This is a genomic window from Leifsonia sp. Root1293, from assembly GCF_001425325.1.
GTDB lineage: Bacteria > Actinomycetota > Actinomycetes > Actinomycetales > Microbacteriaceae > Orlajensenia.
In genome coordinates this window covers 281,311-296,656 of sequence record NZ_LMEH01000002.1, presented here as the reverse complement: position 1 = coordinate 296,656, position 15,346 = coordinate 281,311, and the positions used below count along the sequence as shown (strand labels likewise).

Annotated in this window: 12 protein-coding genes and 1 tRNA gene; 2 read left to right on the top strand and 11 right to left on the bottom strand. The window is 68.2% G+C overall.

The features are described from left to right. Nucleotides 1-13: 13 nt before the first annotated feature. The 10 genes from ASC59_RS13250 to ASC59_RS13205 form a co-directional block, all read right to left on the bottom strand. The gene (locus tag ASC59_RS13250) at nt 14-1,216 is read right to left on the bottom strand and encodes a fumarylacetoacetate hydrolase family protein (protein WP_055825504.1); all 1,203 of its coding nucleotides are present in this window, start codon (nt 1,214-1,216) and stop codon (nt 14-16) included. A 61-nt stretch (nt 1,217-1,277) separates the two neighbouring features. Next, the gene (locus ASC59_RS13245) at nt 1,278-2,060 is read right to left on the bottom strand and encodes an enoyl-CoA hydratase/isomerase family protein (protein ID WP_055823973.1); all 783 of its coding nucleotides are present in this window, start codon (nt 2,058-2,060) and stop codon (nt 1,278-1,280) included. Then, nucleotides 2,057-3,256: an extracellular solute-binding protein gene (locus ASC59_RS13240; RefSeq protein ID WP_157488142.1), complete on the bottom strand. Its 1,200-nt coding sequence runs from the start codon at nt 3,254-3,256 to the stop codon at nt 2,057-2,059. Before ASC59_RS13240 ends, ASC59_RS13245 begins: the two co-directional genes overlap by 4 nt. Further along, nucleotides 3,256-4,533 carry a CaiB/BaiF CoA transferase family protein gene (locus ASC59_RS13235; protein ID WP_200942401.1) on the bottom strand — a complete coding sequence of 426 codons (1,278 nt, stop codon included), beginning with the start codon at nt 4,531-4,533 and terminating at the stop codon, nt 3,256-3,258. Before ASC59_RS13235 ends, ASC59_RS13240 begins: the two co-directional genes overlap by 1 nt. Further along, entirely contained in the window at nt 4,530-5,603 is a 1,074-nt protein-coding gene (locus ASC59_RS13230; protein ID WP_082513678.1) for a Gfo/Idh/MocA family protein, read from the bottom strand. Before ASC59_RS13230 ends, ASC59_RS13235 begins: the two co-directional genes overlap by 4 nt. Next, complete coding sequence (locus ASC59_RS13225) at nt 5,600-6,571, bottom strand: MBL fold metallo-hydrolase (RefSeq protein WP_055823966.1); 972 nt, start codon at nt 6,569-6,571, stop codon at nt 5,600-5,602. The genes ASC59_RS13230 and ASC59_RS13225 overlap by 4 nt, the downstream gene beginning before the upstream one ends. Nucleotides 6,572-6,575: 4 nt before the next feature. Beyond that, a complete protein-coding gene (locus ASC59_RS13220; RefSeq protein WP_055823963.1) occupies nt 6,576-7,727 on the bottom strand; it encodes a mandelate racemase/muconate lactonizing enzyme family protein in 1,152 nt (383 codons plus the stop codon). Continuing rightward, nucleotides 7,724-8,626: a carbohydrate ABC transporter permease gene (locus ASC59_RS13215; RefSeq protein ID WP_235492733.1), complete on the bottom strand. Its 903-nt coding sequence runs from the start codon at nt 8,624-8,626 to the stop codon at nt 7,724-7,726. Before ASC59_RS13215 ends, ASC59_RS13220 begins: the two co-directional genes overlap by 4 nt. Further along, entirely contained in the window at nt 8,619-9,563 is a 945-nt protein-coding gene (locus ASC59_RS13210) for a carbohydrate ABC transporter permease (RefSeq protein WP_235492731.1), read from the bottom strand. The genes ASC59_RS13215 and ASC59_RS13210 overlap by 8 nt, the downstream gene beginning before the upstream one ends. A 1-nt stretch (nt 9,564) precedes the next feature. After that, complete coding sequence (locus ASC59_RS13205) at nt 9,565-10,938, bottom strand: ABC transporter substrate-binding protein (RefSeq protein WP_055823960.1); 1,374 nt, start codon at nt 10,936-10,938, stop codon at nt 9,565-9,567. A gap of 149 nt (nt 10,939-11,087) precedes the next feature. Here ASC59_RS13205 and ASC59_RS13200 point away from each other — a divergent pair, with 149 nt between their 5' ends. Then, on the top strand, nt 11,088-11,855 hold the full coding sequence (locus tag ASC59_RS13200) for a FadR/GntR family transcriptional regulator (RefSeq protein ID WP_082513677.1): 768 nt from the start codon (nt 11,088-11,090) through the stop codon (nt 11,853-11,855). A 232-nt stretch (nt 11,856-12,087) separates the two neighbouring features. After that, complete coding sequence (locus ASC59_RS13195; RefSeq protein WP_055823954.1) at nt 12,088-14,847, top strand: beta-glucosidase H; 2,760 nt, start codon at nt 12,088-12,090, stop codon at nt 14,845-14,847. 123 nt (nt 14,848-14,970) lie between these two features. On the opposite strand, the gene ASC59_RS13190 is transcribed toward ASC59_RS13195, so the two are convergent. Further along, nucleotides 14,971-15,054 (bottom strand) — tRNA-Leu (locus ASC59_RS13190). Between the last annotated feature and the right edge of the window lie 292 nt (nt 15,055-15,346).

Genomic DNA, 15,346 nt, shown 5'->3' with positions numbered 1-15,346 from the left:
GGATCTTCCGGGGTCAGCGCAGCAGGCCGCGCGCGGTGAGGGATCGGTAGAGGGCGTCGATGCCGAAGGTCCACGGGGCCGCTTCGGTGCTCGAGCGCACGCGGTTGACGAGCGCGCCCAGCCTGGGCTCCGCGATGCGTACGAGGTCGCCGTCGTGGTGGGTGAATCCGCGGCCGGCCACATCGCGATCGTCGACGGGGGCGAACATGGTGCCGAGGTAGAGCACGAAGCCGTCGGGGTACTGATGATGCGCCCCGACCACCTGGTCGACGAGGTCGGCCGGATCACGGCTGATGCGCGCGAGCTCGCTGTGGCCGTCGAGCCGATAGCCGTCCTCGCCGTCGATCGACAGCCGCACGACGGAGGCGCGCAGCGCGTCGAGGTCGTAGCTGGAGTCGAACAGCCGGATGAACGGACCGACCGAGGCCGAGGCGTTGTTGTCCTTGGCCTTGCCGAGCAGCAGCGCACTGCGGCCCTCGATGTCGCGCAGGTTCACGTCGTTGCCGAGGCTCGCCCCCACGATGCGCGCGTCCGAGCTCACGACGAGCACGATCTCCGGCTCGGGGTTGTTCCACTGCGATGCCGGGTGCACTCCCACGTCGACGAGAGGTCCGACCGTCGAGAGCACCGGTGCCTTGGTGAACACCTCGGCGTCCGGGCCGATGCCGACCTCGAGGTACTGGCTCCACCATCCGCGCTCCAGCAGCAGGGCCTTGAGGGCCGAGGCCTCCTCCGAGCCGGGGCGCAGAGCGTCGAGAGAGCCTCCGATGGTCTCCAGGATCTCGGATCGGATGACGGCGGCTGCGTCCTGGTCGCCCCGGGCGCGCTCCTCGATCACGCGTTCGATCATCGAGACCGGGAACGTCACGCCTGCCGCCTTCACGACGTGCAGGTCGATGGGCGAGAGCAGCCACGGCAGGCTCCGGTCCCGATTCTCGGGCGGGGTGTTGGCCGCGAGTTCGTCGAGGGTGCCGATGACGGGTCCGGATGCCGCCGCAAGCGCCGCCGCCGGATCCGCCTGCTCGGTCAGGGCGTGCATCGTCGCGAACGACGACGACACGTCGACGACGCCGTCCGCGCGGATCGCCACGACGACGGGGCCGGAGTGAGAGTCGCGACCGTCGGTGTCCGGAAGCCACGCGCGGCCCGCGAGGGTACCGGCGTAGCCGTCGTCGGGCAGCAGCCCGGTCGCATCCGTTGGCCATGTCGTGCTCATGCTGCTCCTGGTGGTCGAGTCCGGCTGTTCATGATCGGCGATGCTCGCGAGTCCCGTGGTCTCAGCGCCTGTGGAAGGTGCCGGCACGCTTCTCGGCGAAGGCCGCGCGGCCTTCGTCGGCGTCGGCGGTCGCGAAGGTGATGGTCTGCAGGTCGCGCTCGTAGCGGAGAGCCTCCTCCTGCGTCATGTTGACCGCTGCGCGGAGGTTGGCCTTCGCGGTCTCGGCTGCGATCGGCGGGCGCATGGCGATGACGGCCGCGAGCTCCTGCGCCCGCTGCAGCAGATGACCCGGCTCGACCAGCTCGCTCACAAGGCCCCACCGTAGCGCTGTCTCGGCATCGATCGGGTCGCCGGTCATCAGCATCACGGCGGCGTTCGACGGGCCGACGGAGTGCGACAGGAAGGTGGCCATGCCGCCGCCGCCGATCCACCCGAGCTTGATCTCGGGCGCCGCGAAGCTCGCCGTCGTCGAGGCCAGCCTGATGTCGCAGCTGAGGGCGGTCTCGAGCCCGCCGCCGAAGGCGTATCCGTTCACAGCGGCGATCACGGGCTTGCGGCCGGCGCGGATGGCGTCGCAGTAGTCGGTGCGGTTGCGGAAGTCCCACGGGGTGGCGTACTTGTCCAGCGTCCTGATGTCGGAGCCGGCGCAGAAGGCCCGCTCACCCTCGCCGGTGAGCACGAGGGCCCGTACCTCGTCGGCGCCGTTCGCCCATTCGATCACCTCGACCAGCGCATCGGACATCTCCTGGGTGACGGAGTTGAGCTTCGCCGGCCTGGCGAGCGTGATGGTGGCGACGTGGCCGTCGACGGCCAGGCGGATCTCGTCGCTCGAGGGGGTGATCATGCGGGCGACCTCTCTGCGGTGATGCGGGTGGACGTGCTGCTGGCGATGCGACCTGACGCGGCCGGAGGTCCGGTGATGGCGTCGAAGAGGGCGTCGATGCGCGCGAGAGCCGCGTCGACCTGGCCATCGCCGGCCGAGTTCGCGATCACCTCGCGCAGCACGGCCGAGGCATGCGATTGGAAGGGGATGTAGCCGGCGACGCGGGGACGCACCCATGCGTCGGCCATCGTGCGCCGCGTGCGCCGGTAGAAGTCTCCCGACGCCGCGTTCACGCCATCGTCGGACCACGCACTCGCCAGGCTCGGCTGGCCGGCGTTCTGCGGGATGAAGCCCGCCTGCGTTGCCGGATCGAAGAGCTCGCTCAGGTGCCCGATGAGCACGGGGTCCGGCTCGCTGCGTCGGGTGACGGCGATGCCGGTTCCGCCGATCGTCGATCCGCGGCGCCCACCGGCCGCAGCGCTCGGCGCCTCGGCGAAGCTCAGGGCTCCCGGGCCGGACGCGTAGTTCACGTAGCCGTAGACCAGCGGGATGTAGGCGATGTCGCCGACCGACCGCATCCGTTCGAGCAGTCCGATCGGATTGAGGGCGACGGATGCCTCCGGCGCCCGAGCCGCGATCTCGGCGAGCAGCGCCACGGCCTCGCGGCCGGTAGCCCTCGACACGAAGCCGGACCCCGGCAGAACGGACGGCTCCTCGCCGAGCGCGACGCAGACCGAGGCGAAGCTGAGCAGGGCGTGCGGGCCGGCCAGGCTGAGGGCTACGGGAACCCGCTCCGACAGCGCGACGACCTCGCTCCACGTGGCCGGGGCCGCCTCGAGGCGATCGGGCCGGAACACGGCCACCTGCGTCGCCGCATCGAGAGGAAGCGCCCAGGGTCGGCCGTCGATGACGTAGGACAGGAAACTCGGCCCGACGCAGCCCGCCTCGAGGGAGTCGAGCAGTTCGGCGCCGAACACCTCGTCGGCCGGCCTGATCGCGCCGGTGGCGATGGCGTCGCCCAGGTGGGGATGATCGAGCACGATCACGTCGTAGCGGGCGGCGAGCTCGTCGATGGGCGCGGATTCGAAGCCCTCGAGCGGATGCGCGTCCCACTCGATGAGCGCGCCACCTCTCTGCGAGCTTGCACCGGCCCCGGCCCGCTCGAGGGCGAGCCGCCCGCGTGGGTGGTCCCAGGTGAGGCCGCGGTACTGCGCCATCACGCGGGAACGACGGATGCGGGCGCGGGCTCGGATGCGGAGCCCGCGGCGGGACCGGCGGCACCGGCATCCGCAGCAGGCGTCGCCGCAGCGGCACCGCTGCCCAGCAGCGCCTCGATGCTCTCCGCGCTGAAACCGGCCTCAGCCAGGATCTCGCGGGTGTGCTCCCCGACGAGTGGGGCGCCGCGATAGAGCCGGGGCGGCGTCTTGGAGAACCTGTACGGGAAGCCGGGGGTCTTCACGTGGCCTTCGGTGGGGTGGTCGTACTCGATGAAGGTGCCGTTGTGGGCGATCTGCGGATCGTCGACCAGCTCCTGGTAGCCCAGCACCGGCCCGATCCAGATGCCGGCGGCCCCGAGGGTCTCGATCCAGTAGCCGGCCGGCTTCTCACGCAGCTTGGCGGCCGTCTTCGCGTGGATCTCGTCGCGGCGGGTCCAGCCCTCGACCTCGCTGTTCCAGCCCTCGAACGCCGGCTCGTCGATCAGGCGTCCGAGTTCGTGCAGGTCGGCGAAGGCGAGCGCGACATAGCCGTCGCTGGTGGCGAAGACGCCGTAGGGCGCGCGGATGTAGACGTGCGCGTGCGGCTCGGCCGAGCGCTCCTGGGTCTTCTTGCCGACGGTGAAGACCGAGAGCTCCTGCATCTGCAGGGTGGTGAGGGCGTCGAGCATGTTGACCGTGACGAACTGGCCTTCCCCCGTGCGCTCGCGGTGCAGGAGCGCGGCGAGCACTCCCTCGAAGGCCGTCGACGCGGTGATCGCGTCGGCCAGGTACTGTCCCGCCGGCGACGGCTCGTCTCCATGGCGGCCGGCCGAGAGCATCGCGCCCGACATGGCCTGCAGCAGCAGGTCCTGGCCGGGCCTGTCGCGGTAGGGGCCGTCCTCGCCGTAGCCCGAGATTGACACGTAGACGATCGACGGGTTGACCGCACGCAGCGATTCGTAGTCGACGCCGAGCCTGGCGGCGACACCAGGGCGATAGTTCTGGAGGAAGACGTCGGCTCCCCGCACGAGCTCGCGCAGCGCCTCGGATCCGTCGGGGCTCTTCAGGTCGAGCGCGACCGAGCGCTTGTTGCGGTTGAGCGAGAGGAACGACACGTTGATCTCGTTCCCCGCCGCGCCGCCGGCCGCAGCGTGACGCTGCCACTCGCCACTGGTGGGTTCCACCTTGATCACGTCGGCCCCGAGGTCGCCGAGCCGCTGGGCTGCGAACGGCCCGGCCATCGCGATGGAGCAGTCGATGACGCGGTAGCCCGCCAGCACTCCGGTGGTCTCGGTCACGGGTTCTCCCTGTCGTCGTCGTGCACGAGCACCTCGGCGCCGCCGGCAGCGGAACTGCGCAGCATGGCGTCGATGAGCTCGACCGAGCGTGCTGCCACCTCGGCGTCGGAGTTGTTCTCGGTGCTGGCACCGGTGATGAGGTCGATGAAGCGGTTCGGCGGAACGATGCACTCGTAGTCCCCGGATCCCGGCGGCACGTCGAGGTCGTACTTCGTGCCGTCGTAGCGGTGCAGCGACATGCGCTCCCGCTCGGTGTCGAGCAGCAGAACGCCCTCGGTGCCGAAGATGCGGATGTCGACCTGGTACGGATCGCCATCCGGAACCGTCGCAGCGCCCGACAGCGACCCGAGCGCTCCGTTGTCGAAGGTGATGACGGCGGCGTTGAAGAGGTCCACCGCCGCTCCTCCCGTCGAGACCTTAGCCATGACGGATGCAGCTCGCAGCTCGCTCAGCCAGAACAGCAGGGCGCTCGAGTGCGTCACCTGCCCGTGGGCGTAGCCGCCGCCGTGGGCCGGCGACTGCCACGTCGATGGATCGGGACCGCTGGTCTGCGAGTCCCAGAGCGCCCGGATGTGATTGGTGTCGCCGGCGAACAGGCCGCGCGTCGGCGAGGCCATGTGGCAGAGCACGTGCTGGATGGTGCCGAGGTGGCCGGCGTCGACGAGGCGCTTCGCCTCGATCGTGAACGGCTTGTAGTTCCAGCCGTAGGGCGCGAGGAAGTGCACCCCGGCGGCCTTCACGCGATCCGCGAGGTCCCAGCCCTGCGCGGCCTTCAGCGTCACGGGCTTCTCGACCAGGACGTGCAGGCCGCGGTCGATGGCCGCTGCGGCCTGGTCGTAGTGCAGGTCGTGGGGGGTGGAGACGACCACGGCGTCGAGGCCGGCGTCGAGCAGCTCGGTGTAGTCGGAGGTGGCCATTCCGAAGCCGAACTGGTCGCGAACCGCATCGAGTTCCGGCCCGATGCCGCAGACGCCGACCAGCTCGACGTCGTCGCGGCCGGCGAAGATCGGGAAGTGATTGCTGGTGGCCCACCAGCCCGCACCCACGGCACCCAGACGCACTCTGCTCATCGGGCGGTGCTCCCGACGAGGGACCAGCGCCGACGGCCGTCGACGATCGCCGACGAGATGAGGCCGCGGCGCTGCATCCGCTCCAGGTTGCCCGTCACCGGGAAGACCGCATAGTCGAGGGCATCCGCGTTCCACGGCCCGAGCCGGTCTCCGGCGGCACGCACCAGCTCCAGCGTCGTGGCCGGGCCGGCGCTGCGAGCCAGCTCATCGGCGAGAACAGCGTCGATGAGCTCGGTGTATGCGACGCTCTCGTCGAGGAACGCGGCGGCAGCGGCTCCCTCGTACACCGGGTAGTGGGCCGTGAGCACCATGTCGGCGTCGAGCGCACGGAAAGCGTCGATGGAGGCGAGGTACGGGTCGACGTCGCGATAGGTCGGGGGGAATGCTGGCCGTCCGTCGGCGAAGGGAACCGTCGCCCCGAGGGTCGCGTCGCCGATCACGAGGGCGCGGTTCGACGGGTCGTGCACGGCGATGTGGCCGGGGCTGTGGCCCGGAACATGCAGGATCGTGACGACGCGGTCGCCGAGGTCGATCTGCTCCCCGCCCGTCACGATGCCGTCGACCGGCACCAGATCGGAGACCGACCGCAGGTAGGCGGTCGTCTCGGCCGGATCGTCGAAGCCGTCGGTGTCACGGAACTCGCCGTAGCGCACGTCGATGAGACGCTGCACGTCCTCGGTGAGCTCGCGATCGAGTTCGTGCACGAGCAGTTCGACGCCCGGGATCGCAGCCTTGAGCGCGCCGTTCCCGCCCGTGTGGTCGAAGTCGCAATGGGTGTTGATCGCCCAGCGCACGGATGCAGGGTCGATGTCGTGTGCGGCGAGGTAGGGCAGCAGCGTCTCGGTGATCGATTCCCGGATGCCGGTGTCGACGAGCAGCGCTCCTGCCGAGCCGACGAGCAGGTGGAGGGCCACGAAACGCTCGCCGAGCGGAGCCTCGATGCGGTGCAGGCCGGGGCGGATCAGCATGGTCTCAGCGCTCCACGCCGTCCAGCACGAGACGGAGGCCTGCTCGCTGGGGGCGCACGTGGGGTCCTGCCGGGTCCGACCAGTCGGGGGTGCTCGCCGCAGCCGTGATGGCGTCGACGTCGATCGAGATTCCGGCGCCGGGGGCGTCGCTCAACACGATGCCCCCATCGGTGAACTCGTGATCGACATTGATGCCCGTGGCGAATCGCACCCCCTGCACCTCGGTGGTGAGGTGGTTCGGAATCGCCGACATGGCGTGCGCGACGGCGGGATTGGCGTTGTAGCCGACCGGGCTCACCGGCAGGTCGCGGGAGGCGGCGACTGTCGACAGCCGCATCAGGTGCGTCACGCCCCAGACCGCTCCAGCCTGCACGATGTCGGGGGCTCCGGCATCGAAGAGAGGGCGGAACTGGTCGACTCCCGTCAGGTTCTCCCCCGTGGCCACTGCGGCACGGATGGAGTTGCTGAGCCTGGCGTGGCCGACGGCGTCCCAGCGGCGCAACGGCTCCTCGACCCAGAGCAGGTCGATCTGCTCCTCGAGGGTGCCGATGTAGCGCACGGCCTGCTTCACCTGCCAGGACTCGTTGGCATCGAGCATGAGGCCGGGCTTCGAGGTATTGCGGCGGAAGACGCCGTCGATGATGCGCAGGCGCCGCAGGTCGGCATCCGGATCGAAGCCGCCCTTCAGCTTGCCCGCCACGTAGCCGCGGTCGGCGAACTCGGAGTAGAACGATTCGAGCTGGTCGTCATCGAGGGCGATGTCGAGGCCGGAGGCGTAGGCGGGGATGAACCTGTCGCGTCCGCCGAGCAGACGCCAGAGTGGTTCCCCGGCGGCTTTGGCCTTGATGTCCCACAGCGCGGCGTCGATGGTGGCGATGCCGCCGTAGGTCGCGCCGGCGTGACCCGACTTGAACACCTGCGCGAGCATCCGGTCGAAGAGCACCGAGACGCTGCGCGGATCCTCGCCCTCGATCGCGGGGAACAGCCGATCGATGTCGGCGTGCGAGCCCATGCCGACGCCGGTGATGCCCTCATCAGTGTCGATGAGCAGGATCGGGACGTCGGTGACGGCATCGGTGATGTGGCCGTTGATGTCACCGACGGCACGGTGCCATTCATGTCGACTGGACAGGGTGCGGTACCCGGTGATCTTCATTCCTTGGTACCTCCGGCGGTCATGCCCTCGACGAGGAATCGTTGGGCGAAGAGGAAGATGACGAGGATGGGCGCCACCGACAGCAACGTGGCCAGGGCCAGGGTCGGCAGTTCGATCACGATGCTCGTCGCTGTGGTCGGGTTGAAGGCCGGCACGTTGGCCAGCAGGTTCGACAGGCCGACCTGCACCGGGATCTTCTGCCCGCCGACCACGAGGAACGGCAGGAAGTAGTTGTTCCAGTTGCCCACGAAGCTGAAGAATCCCACCAGCGCGATCACCGGAGTGGCCAGGGGCATGGCGACCTGGCCGAACACCCGCAGCTCGCCGGCACCATCGATGCGGGCGGCGTTCAGCAGGTCGCGGGAGACGGCCGTGGAGAAGTAGATGTAGGTGAGGTAGACGCCGAACGGGAAGAACGAGAACGGCAGGATGACCGCGAGGGGGCTGCCGATGAGCCGCACGGCACTCAGCTCGAGGAAGATCGGCAGCACGAGCGCCGTGTTCGGGATGAGCATCACGATGAGCGTCGTGACCAGCAGCAGTCGGCGACCCTTGAACTCGATGAGGGCGAGGGCGTAGCCGGCCGGGATGCTGACGATCAGGGTGATGACCAGCGCCGAGAACGAGTAGAAGACCGAGTTGCCGATCCAGGTCGTGAACACTCCGCTTCCGAAGGCGAAGAGCTGGTTCCAGTTCGCCGCCAGCTGGTCGAGGGAGCCGAAGCTGAACGGTCCGTCGAGGAGCAGCTGCGAGTTGCTCTTGGTGGGCGCGAGCACGAGCCAGACGATCGGCAGGATGAAGAAGGCCGTGAACGCGAGCAGCATGATGGCCACGAGGGCCCGGCCGATCCACTGACCCGGCGAGATCGCGCGACGGCGGCGCAGGGTGGTGTCACTCACTGTCGAAGAGCCTTCCACGGAAGATGAAGATGGTGGACAGGCCGAGCGCGACCACGAGCAGCACGATCGAGATCGCGGCGGAGCCCGAGAAGTCGTTCTGCCTGAAGGCGTACAGGTAGGCCAGCTGGTTGAGGGAGTAGTCCTCCGGCACCACGTTCTTCGTGGCCTGGGCGAGGATCTTCGGCTCGACGAAGAGCTGGGTGCCGGCCGCCAGCGACATGATGCCCATGTAGCTGATCCACTTGGTGAGCATCGGCAGCTGGATGTGCCACGCGGTCTGCACGGGCCCCGCACCGTCGATGCGGGCGGCCTCCATGATGTCGCCGCTGATGTTGTTCAGCGCGCCGTACATGATGACGATCCAGCCGCCGGCGCCGGCCCAGAAGGCGATGACCGTGAAGACGACGGGCAGATTGCCGACCGCCACGACGCTCACCAGGGAGTCGTAGCCCATGCCCTTGAGCAGGGCGGAGACCGGACTGACGCTGGGATCGAGCACGAACAGCCAGAGCAGCACGCTCGAGGCGCCGGCGATGGCACCCGGGATGTAGAACAGGAAACGGGCCGTGTTGCCGAGCCAGCGCACCCGCACCGCGTGGACGATGAGCGCGAGGATCACCACGAAGATGATGAGGCTCACGAGCCAGAACACGATGTACAGCGCGACGTGGGCGACGGCGGGAAGGAACCTGTAGTCGTTGAAGACCCTGGCGAAGTTGTCGAAGCCGACGAAGGCGCCGTTGCGGGTGAAGGCGAGGTAGACGGCGTAGAGGGTCGGCAGGAGACCGAAGGCGAGCAGCAGCAGGGTGTAGCCGCTGACGAAGACGTAGCCGTACCGTGACTGCCCCGCGTTCATCCGGCCGGCGCGCCGGCCCGCCGGTCGGCGCCGCCCCGTGGGGACGACGCCGGCCGGAGCCGGAGGAGCGGTGACGGTCACGCTACTTGACCGTGTATCCGTTGACCGTGGCCTCGTTCTCGAGTTCCTTCTGCCACTCGGGAAGCAGGGACTCGACGGTCTTGCCCGCGGCGATGCCGGGGATCACGATCTTGGCCCATGCGGTCTCGGGGCTCCAGCTCGTGACGTTCCAGCCGTCCCAGATCTGCGTGGCGGCATCCGTCATCACGGTCGTGAAGTCGTCGTTGACGAAGTAGCCGGCCTCGGCCTGCTTGTCGAGCCACTTGGAGGCTGCGGTCGTGTAGGCCGGGTAGCCCGACGACGCGTCGACCTGGAACTCGTCGGCACTGGTGACGAACTCGAGGAACGTCTTGACCGCGTCGAGGTTCTTGGAGTGGCTCGATGCGTACCACTCGCCACCGCCCACGTTGCCCGCGGCGACGTCGCCACCCTCCCACTTGAGAGCCGGAGCGACGCCGATCTGACCGGCCGGGGTCTTGAGCCCGCCCTGGAAGATGGCGCCGGTGTACCAGACCGGACCGGGAACGCCCACGAGCTTGTCGGCGTACTTGGCGGCGAAGTCAGCGCTGAAGAAGCTGTCCTGCACGAGGGTGCCGTTGGCGAGCATCTTGTCGATGATCTTCGACACGCCCTCCGCGTTCTTGTCGGAGGTGTCGGAGTGGAACACCCCGGACTCCGGCGACTGGAACACGGGCGACTCGCTGCCGCCGTAATAGATGTAGGTCATGAAGCTGTCGCCCATGCTGCCCAGGATGTAGCCGGGGTGCTCGGCGGCGAGCTTGTCTCCGAGCTCTCCGTACTCCTCCCAGGTGGTGGGCACGTCGTAGCCGAACTGGTCGAGCAGGGTCTGGTTGTAGTAGAAGACCGTCTGCGCGAGGTCGTTGCGGAGCGCGTAGGTCGTTCCGTCGATCGTGGCGTAGTCGAGCGAGCCCTTCGCGAAGCCGTCGAGGAAGTCCTGGTCGAGGAAGCCCTTGTTGAGCGGTGCCGCGAAGCCCTGCTCGCCGTTGCTGGTCTGCTTCGACGCCCAGATGGCGTCGTTCTGCTGGGTGGAGAACACCACGTCGGGCCAGCCCTCTCCGGCCTGGTCCATGAGGGTGATCTTGCTCTGGAACGATCCGCTGCCGCCGGCGGAGCCGTCGTAGGTCTCGTACTTGATCTTGATGTCGGGGTACTTCTTCTCGAACGCCGTCACAGCGGGCTCGCGGGAGGCGTCGACCCACACGGTGATCTCGCTGTCCTTCACCTGCTCGGCGGGCGTGAAGCCGTACTCGCTGTCGCTGTCGCCGCCCGAGGCGGCCGGCGAGCATCCACTGAGGACGAGGAGTCCGGCTGCCGCTGCTGCGGCCACGGACATCAGCCGAGTGACTCGGCGTCGGGAGGACGATTGCTGTGACATGGAAAGCATCCTGTTCTGGTCGGCTTCTCTGACGACTAAAGCACCCTGGCAGGGCCAAGAGTGATTACATCATACATGTTACCAAAGCATCAAGTAGGCTCGAGAAATGGTCATCATAGGTGTGACGTCGTGGTGGGTAGGCTGTGCCCATGCCCGCTGAGTCGACAATGCCCGATGGTCGCGGATCCGCATTCGTGCCCACCATCGCGGCGCGAGCGCGCAGTCCCCGCCTTGGTGTCACCGTGGTCTCGGACCTCGTCGATGCCATCGTGCGCGGCGACATCGAGCCCGGCTCGTCACTGCCTCCTGAGGCCGTGCTCTGCGAGCAGTTCGGCGTCAGCCGTACCGTCATCCGCGAGTCGGTGAAGCGCCTCGAGGAGAAGGGGCTCGTCGCCGTCGCTCAGGGTCGCGGCACGCGTGTGCTTCCCATCGACTCGTGGAACATGATCGATGCCACGGTGCTCTCCGCCCTCGTCGCCAACGACGAGACGCTCGGCGTGCTCGACGACCTCAGCATGGTGCGCGCCACCCTCGAGGCCCTCATCGCCCGCGATGCCGCCCAGGTGCGCACCGAGGAGCAGCTCGCCGCGCTGCGCAATGCCCTCCAGCTGATGCGCGACACCATCGGGGACGAGCCGGCGTTCAACCAGGCCGACGTCGTCTTCCACGCCGTGGTCGGCGAGATGACGGACAACCGCCTCGCAGACAACATCGTCAAGACGCTCTTCCATCAGGCGAGGTCGAGCGCGCGCTTCAGCATGCACAGCGAGCTCGAGCTCACTCTCGATGAGCACGAGAACGTCTTCGCCGCGATCGAGGCCGGCGATCCGACTGCAGCCGAGAACGCCATGCGCACTCACATCACCGACGCGTGGGAGCGCCGCCGCCCGCCGAGTCCTCGGCACCGCCCGAGCTGAGACTCCACGTCGAACCGCGCTCCGGCCCGCGCTTCGTGAGGCCGCGATGAGAAACCCGGGGAAACATCCGCCAGCCCCTTGACGGCATCCCCCGAACGGGGGTGGAATGGCCATCCCCATAAGAGCCCGTGTGTGAAGGCATCGCAACGTAGCCGTCCTTCCAGACCCCCACGACGCGAGGCGCTCCCGACATTGCATTGCGGACGACAACGCAACAAGTCGGGAGTCTGACATGTATTCCTTCACGCACCGTCGGCAGGGACGCCGGCGGCTGATGCTCATCGCGGCCGCGTCGGCAGCACTGCTGCTCGCGTCTCCTGCCGTCGCCCAAGCGGCGAACGACGATCCGAACGGCGAGGCGGCCACGGCAGACCAACTCCGCGCGGCCGAGGCGTACGCCTTCCCACCGGGCAATTGGTGGGACAGCTCGAGATCCGACACCCGCCGCGCTGCTGCGCTGCTGCGGCAGATGACCCTCGAGGAGAAGGTCGACATGCTGCACGGGGAGATCAACAACTTCTACGGCTTCTACAACGCCCCGATCGAACGCCTCGGAATCCCGGCGTTGACGATGGCCGACGGTCCGGCCGGCACGCGCATCGCGAACCCGGACGTGAACGGTCAGCGCTCGACCCAACTGCCATCGCCCCTGGCGCTGGCCGCGACCTGGAACGCCCAGTTGGGCGAGCAGTACGGCGATCTCGCCGGATCCGAGGCCTTCGACACCGGGCACAACGTGCTGCTCTCCCCCGCCGTGGACATCGCCAGGGTCTCCCAGGCCGGGCGCGCCTTCGAGGCCTACGGCGAGGATCCGCTGCTCAGCGGGACCATGGGGGCTGCGAACCTCCGCGGAATCCAGTCCAACCCCGTCGTCGGAGACATCAAGCACTACAACGTGTACACCCAGGAGACCAACCGGCTGGCCGGCGGCAATGCCGTGATCGATGAGCGGGCACTGCAGGAGATCTACACCCGCCCGTACGCGATCGGCATCCGGGACGGCCACCCCGGATCGGCGATGTGCGCCTTCAACGCCGTCAACGGCGTGCAGGCGTGCGAGAACGGGGAACTCCTGAACCAGATCCTCAAGGAGCAGCTGAAGTTCCAGGGCTGGGTGATGAGCGACTACGGTGCGACGCACAGCACGGTGCCCGCGATCCTCAATGGTCTCGATCAGGAGATGCCGGGCAACTTCAACCCCGCCCAGCAGCCGGGAAGCTGCTTCTTCTGCGGCCCGCTCATCGACGCCGTGAACGCCGGGCAGGTGCCGATGTCACGCATCGACGACGCCGTCACCCGCATCCTGCGCCCCATGTTCGCCCTCGGATTGTTCGACAACCCGCCGGTGATCCAGCCGCTTCCTGAGGCAGAGCACGGCGCAGAGGCACTCTCCATCGCCGAGCAGGCCATGGTGCTGCTGAAGAACGACGACGGAGCGCTGCCTCTCACGAGCCGGGTCGGATCGATCGCTGTCATCGGAACGGATGCCGACACCGTCGTACAGGGTGGCGGCAGCTCCCAGGTGAAGCCGACGTACACCGTCAGCCCGCTCGAGGGCATCCAGGCCCGAGCCGGCAGCGGCGTGAGTGTGAGCCATGTCGCCGGATCGGATCCGGTGACATCAGCGGCCCTGATTCCGGGTCCGGATCCGATTCCGTCGGACTTCCTCACGCCCGCGACGGGCACCGGAAACGGTCTGCGCGCCGAGTACTTCCTGAATCGGGAGTTCTCGGGCACCCCCGAGCTCGACCGCACGGATCCTTACGCCGGCATCTACGGTGGCTTCTTCCTGTTCAGTGGATTCAACGCCGCCTCGCCGCACTTCCCGGCGCAGCCCCAGTCCGTGAACGGCGAATCCTCCATCCGCTGGACCGGATCGCTCACCGCCCCCGTGGACGGCAGCTATCAGCTGTCCGTCGTCGCGACGGGCTCGTCCACCCTCTACCTCGATGGAGAGCCGATCATCCAGACGGCACCGTCGACGACGCCTCAGGAGTCGTCGGTCGAGGTCGACCTGACGGCGGGAACCGTGTACGAACTGCGGGCGGAGAACGTGAACGACGCCCCCAGCGCGACGGACAACGGACCGGTGTTCAAGCTCGGCTGGGTGCCTCCGGAGGGTGTCGTCGCACCGCAGGCCCTCGCCGCCGCCGATCTGGCCCGGAACGCGCAGGCCGCAGTCGTCGTCGTGCGCGACTACTCCTCCGAGGGCGGTGACCGTCCGAGCCTCAACCTGCCCAACGGTCAGGAGGAGGTCATCCGTCAGGTCGCCGCCGCGAACCCGAACACCACCGTGGTGGTCACCTCGGGCGCCGGCGTCGAGACCAGCACGTGGGAGGCCGGAGTTCCGGCCATCCTCCAGGCTTGGTACGGCGGTCAGGAGCAGGGCAACGCGATCGCCAACATCCTGTTCGGTGACGTGAACCCGTCCGGAAAGCTGCCCATCACGGTGCCGACTGACGAGGCCAGCACCCCGGTGAGTTCACCGGAGCAGTTCCCCGGCGTCGGGCTCGACCAGCAGTTCTCCGAGGGCATCTTCGTCGGATACCGCGGCTACGAGGAGTACGGCATCACCCCGCAGTACGCCTTCGGTCATGGCCTGTCGTACACGAGCTTCGAGTACTCCAAACTCAAGACCTCGTCGGCCAAGGGCAAGAACGGTGTCGGCAAGCAGCTGAAGGTCGATGTCACCGTGCGCAACACCGGTTCGGTCGCCGGCCGCGAGACCGTGCAGGTCTACGTCGGCCCGCTGCCCACCCGCGAGGTGCCGACAGCGGCCAAGGCACTCGCCGGCTGGGCGCAGGTCGATCTGCAGCCAGGCGAGCGCAAGAAGGTGACCGTCATGCTGAGTGCCGAGTCGCTGTCGTTCTGGGACGTGGATCGCGACCGGTGGCGCACGCCGGCGGGCACCGTTCCGCTGTTCGTCGGCTCGTCGTCGGATGACATCCGACTCACCGGCGACCTGCGCGTGGGCCGGGTCGTGCAGCAGTAGCGCATGGGAACCGGTGCAGCCAGCTGCATCGGATAGGAGAAACCAAACGATCGCCGGCAGCCTCATGGCTGCCGGCGATCGATTTCGTTCAGGTCGACGGCTGCATCCGCAGTTCCGTCCGTGTGCGCGAGGGGGGACTTGAACCCCCACACCCTTGCGAGTACTGGCACCTGAAGCCAGCGCGTCTGCCAATTCCGCCACTCGCGCACGCTTGGTTCCACCCGAGGGCGAACCAACCCAGTGACATTATCATTTTCTCCCGCGAGAAGCCATTTGACGCCCATCCGCCCCCGCGAGGCATCGAGGTGACTCGGATCGACCTTCGAATGCGCCGTGAACATCGGTTTCGGTCATCTCGGCGAGCGCAGCGGCGGCGCACGCCCTGATCAGGTCATCCGCACGAATGCGCACGAATGGAAACGCCGCCCCCGCTCGCATCCCCTGCCCAATGCGCAATAGGCTCGTTGCCGTACTGCAGGGGTCGAAGGCGACCCTTTCT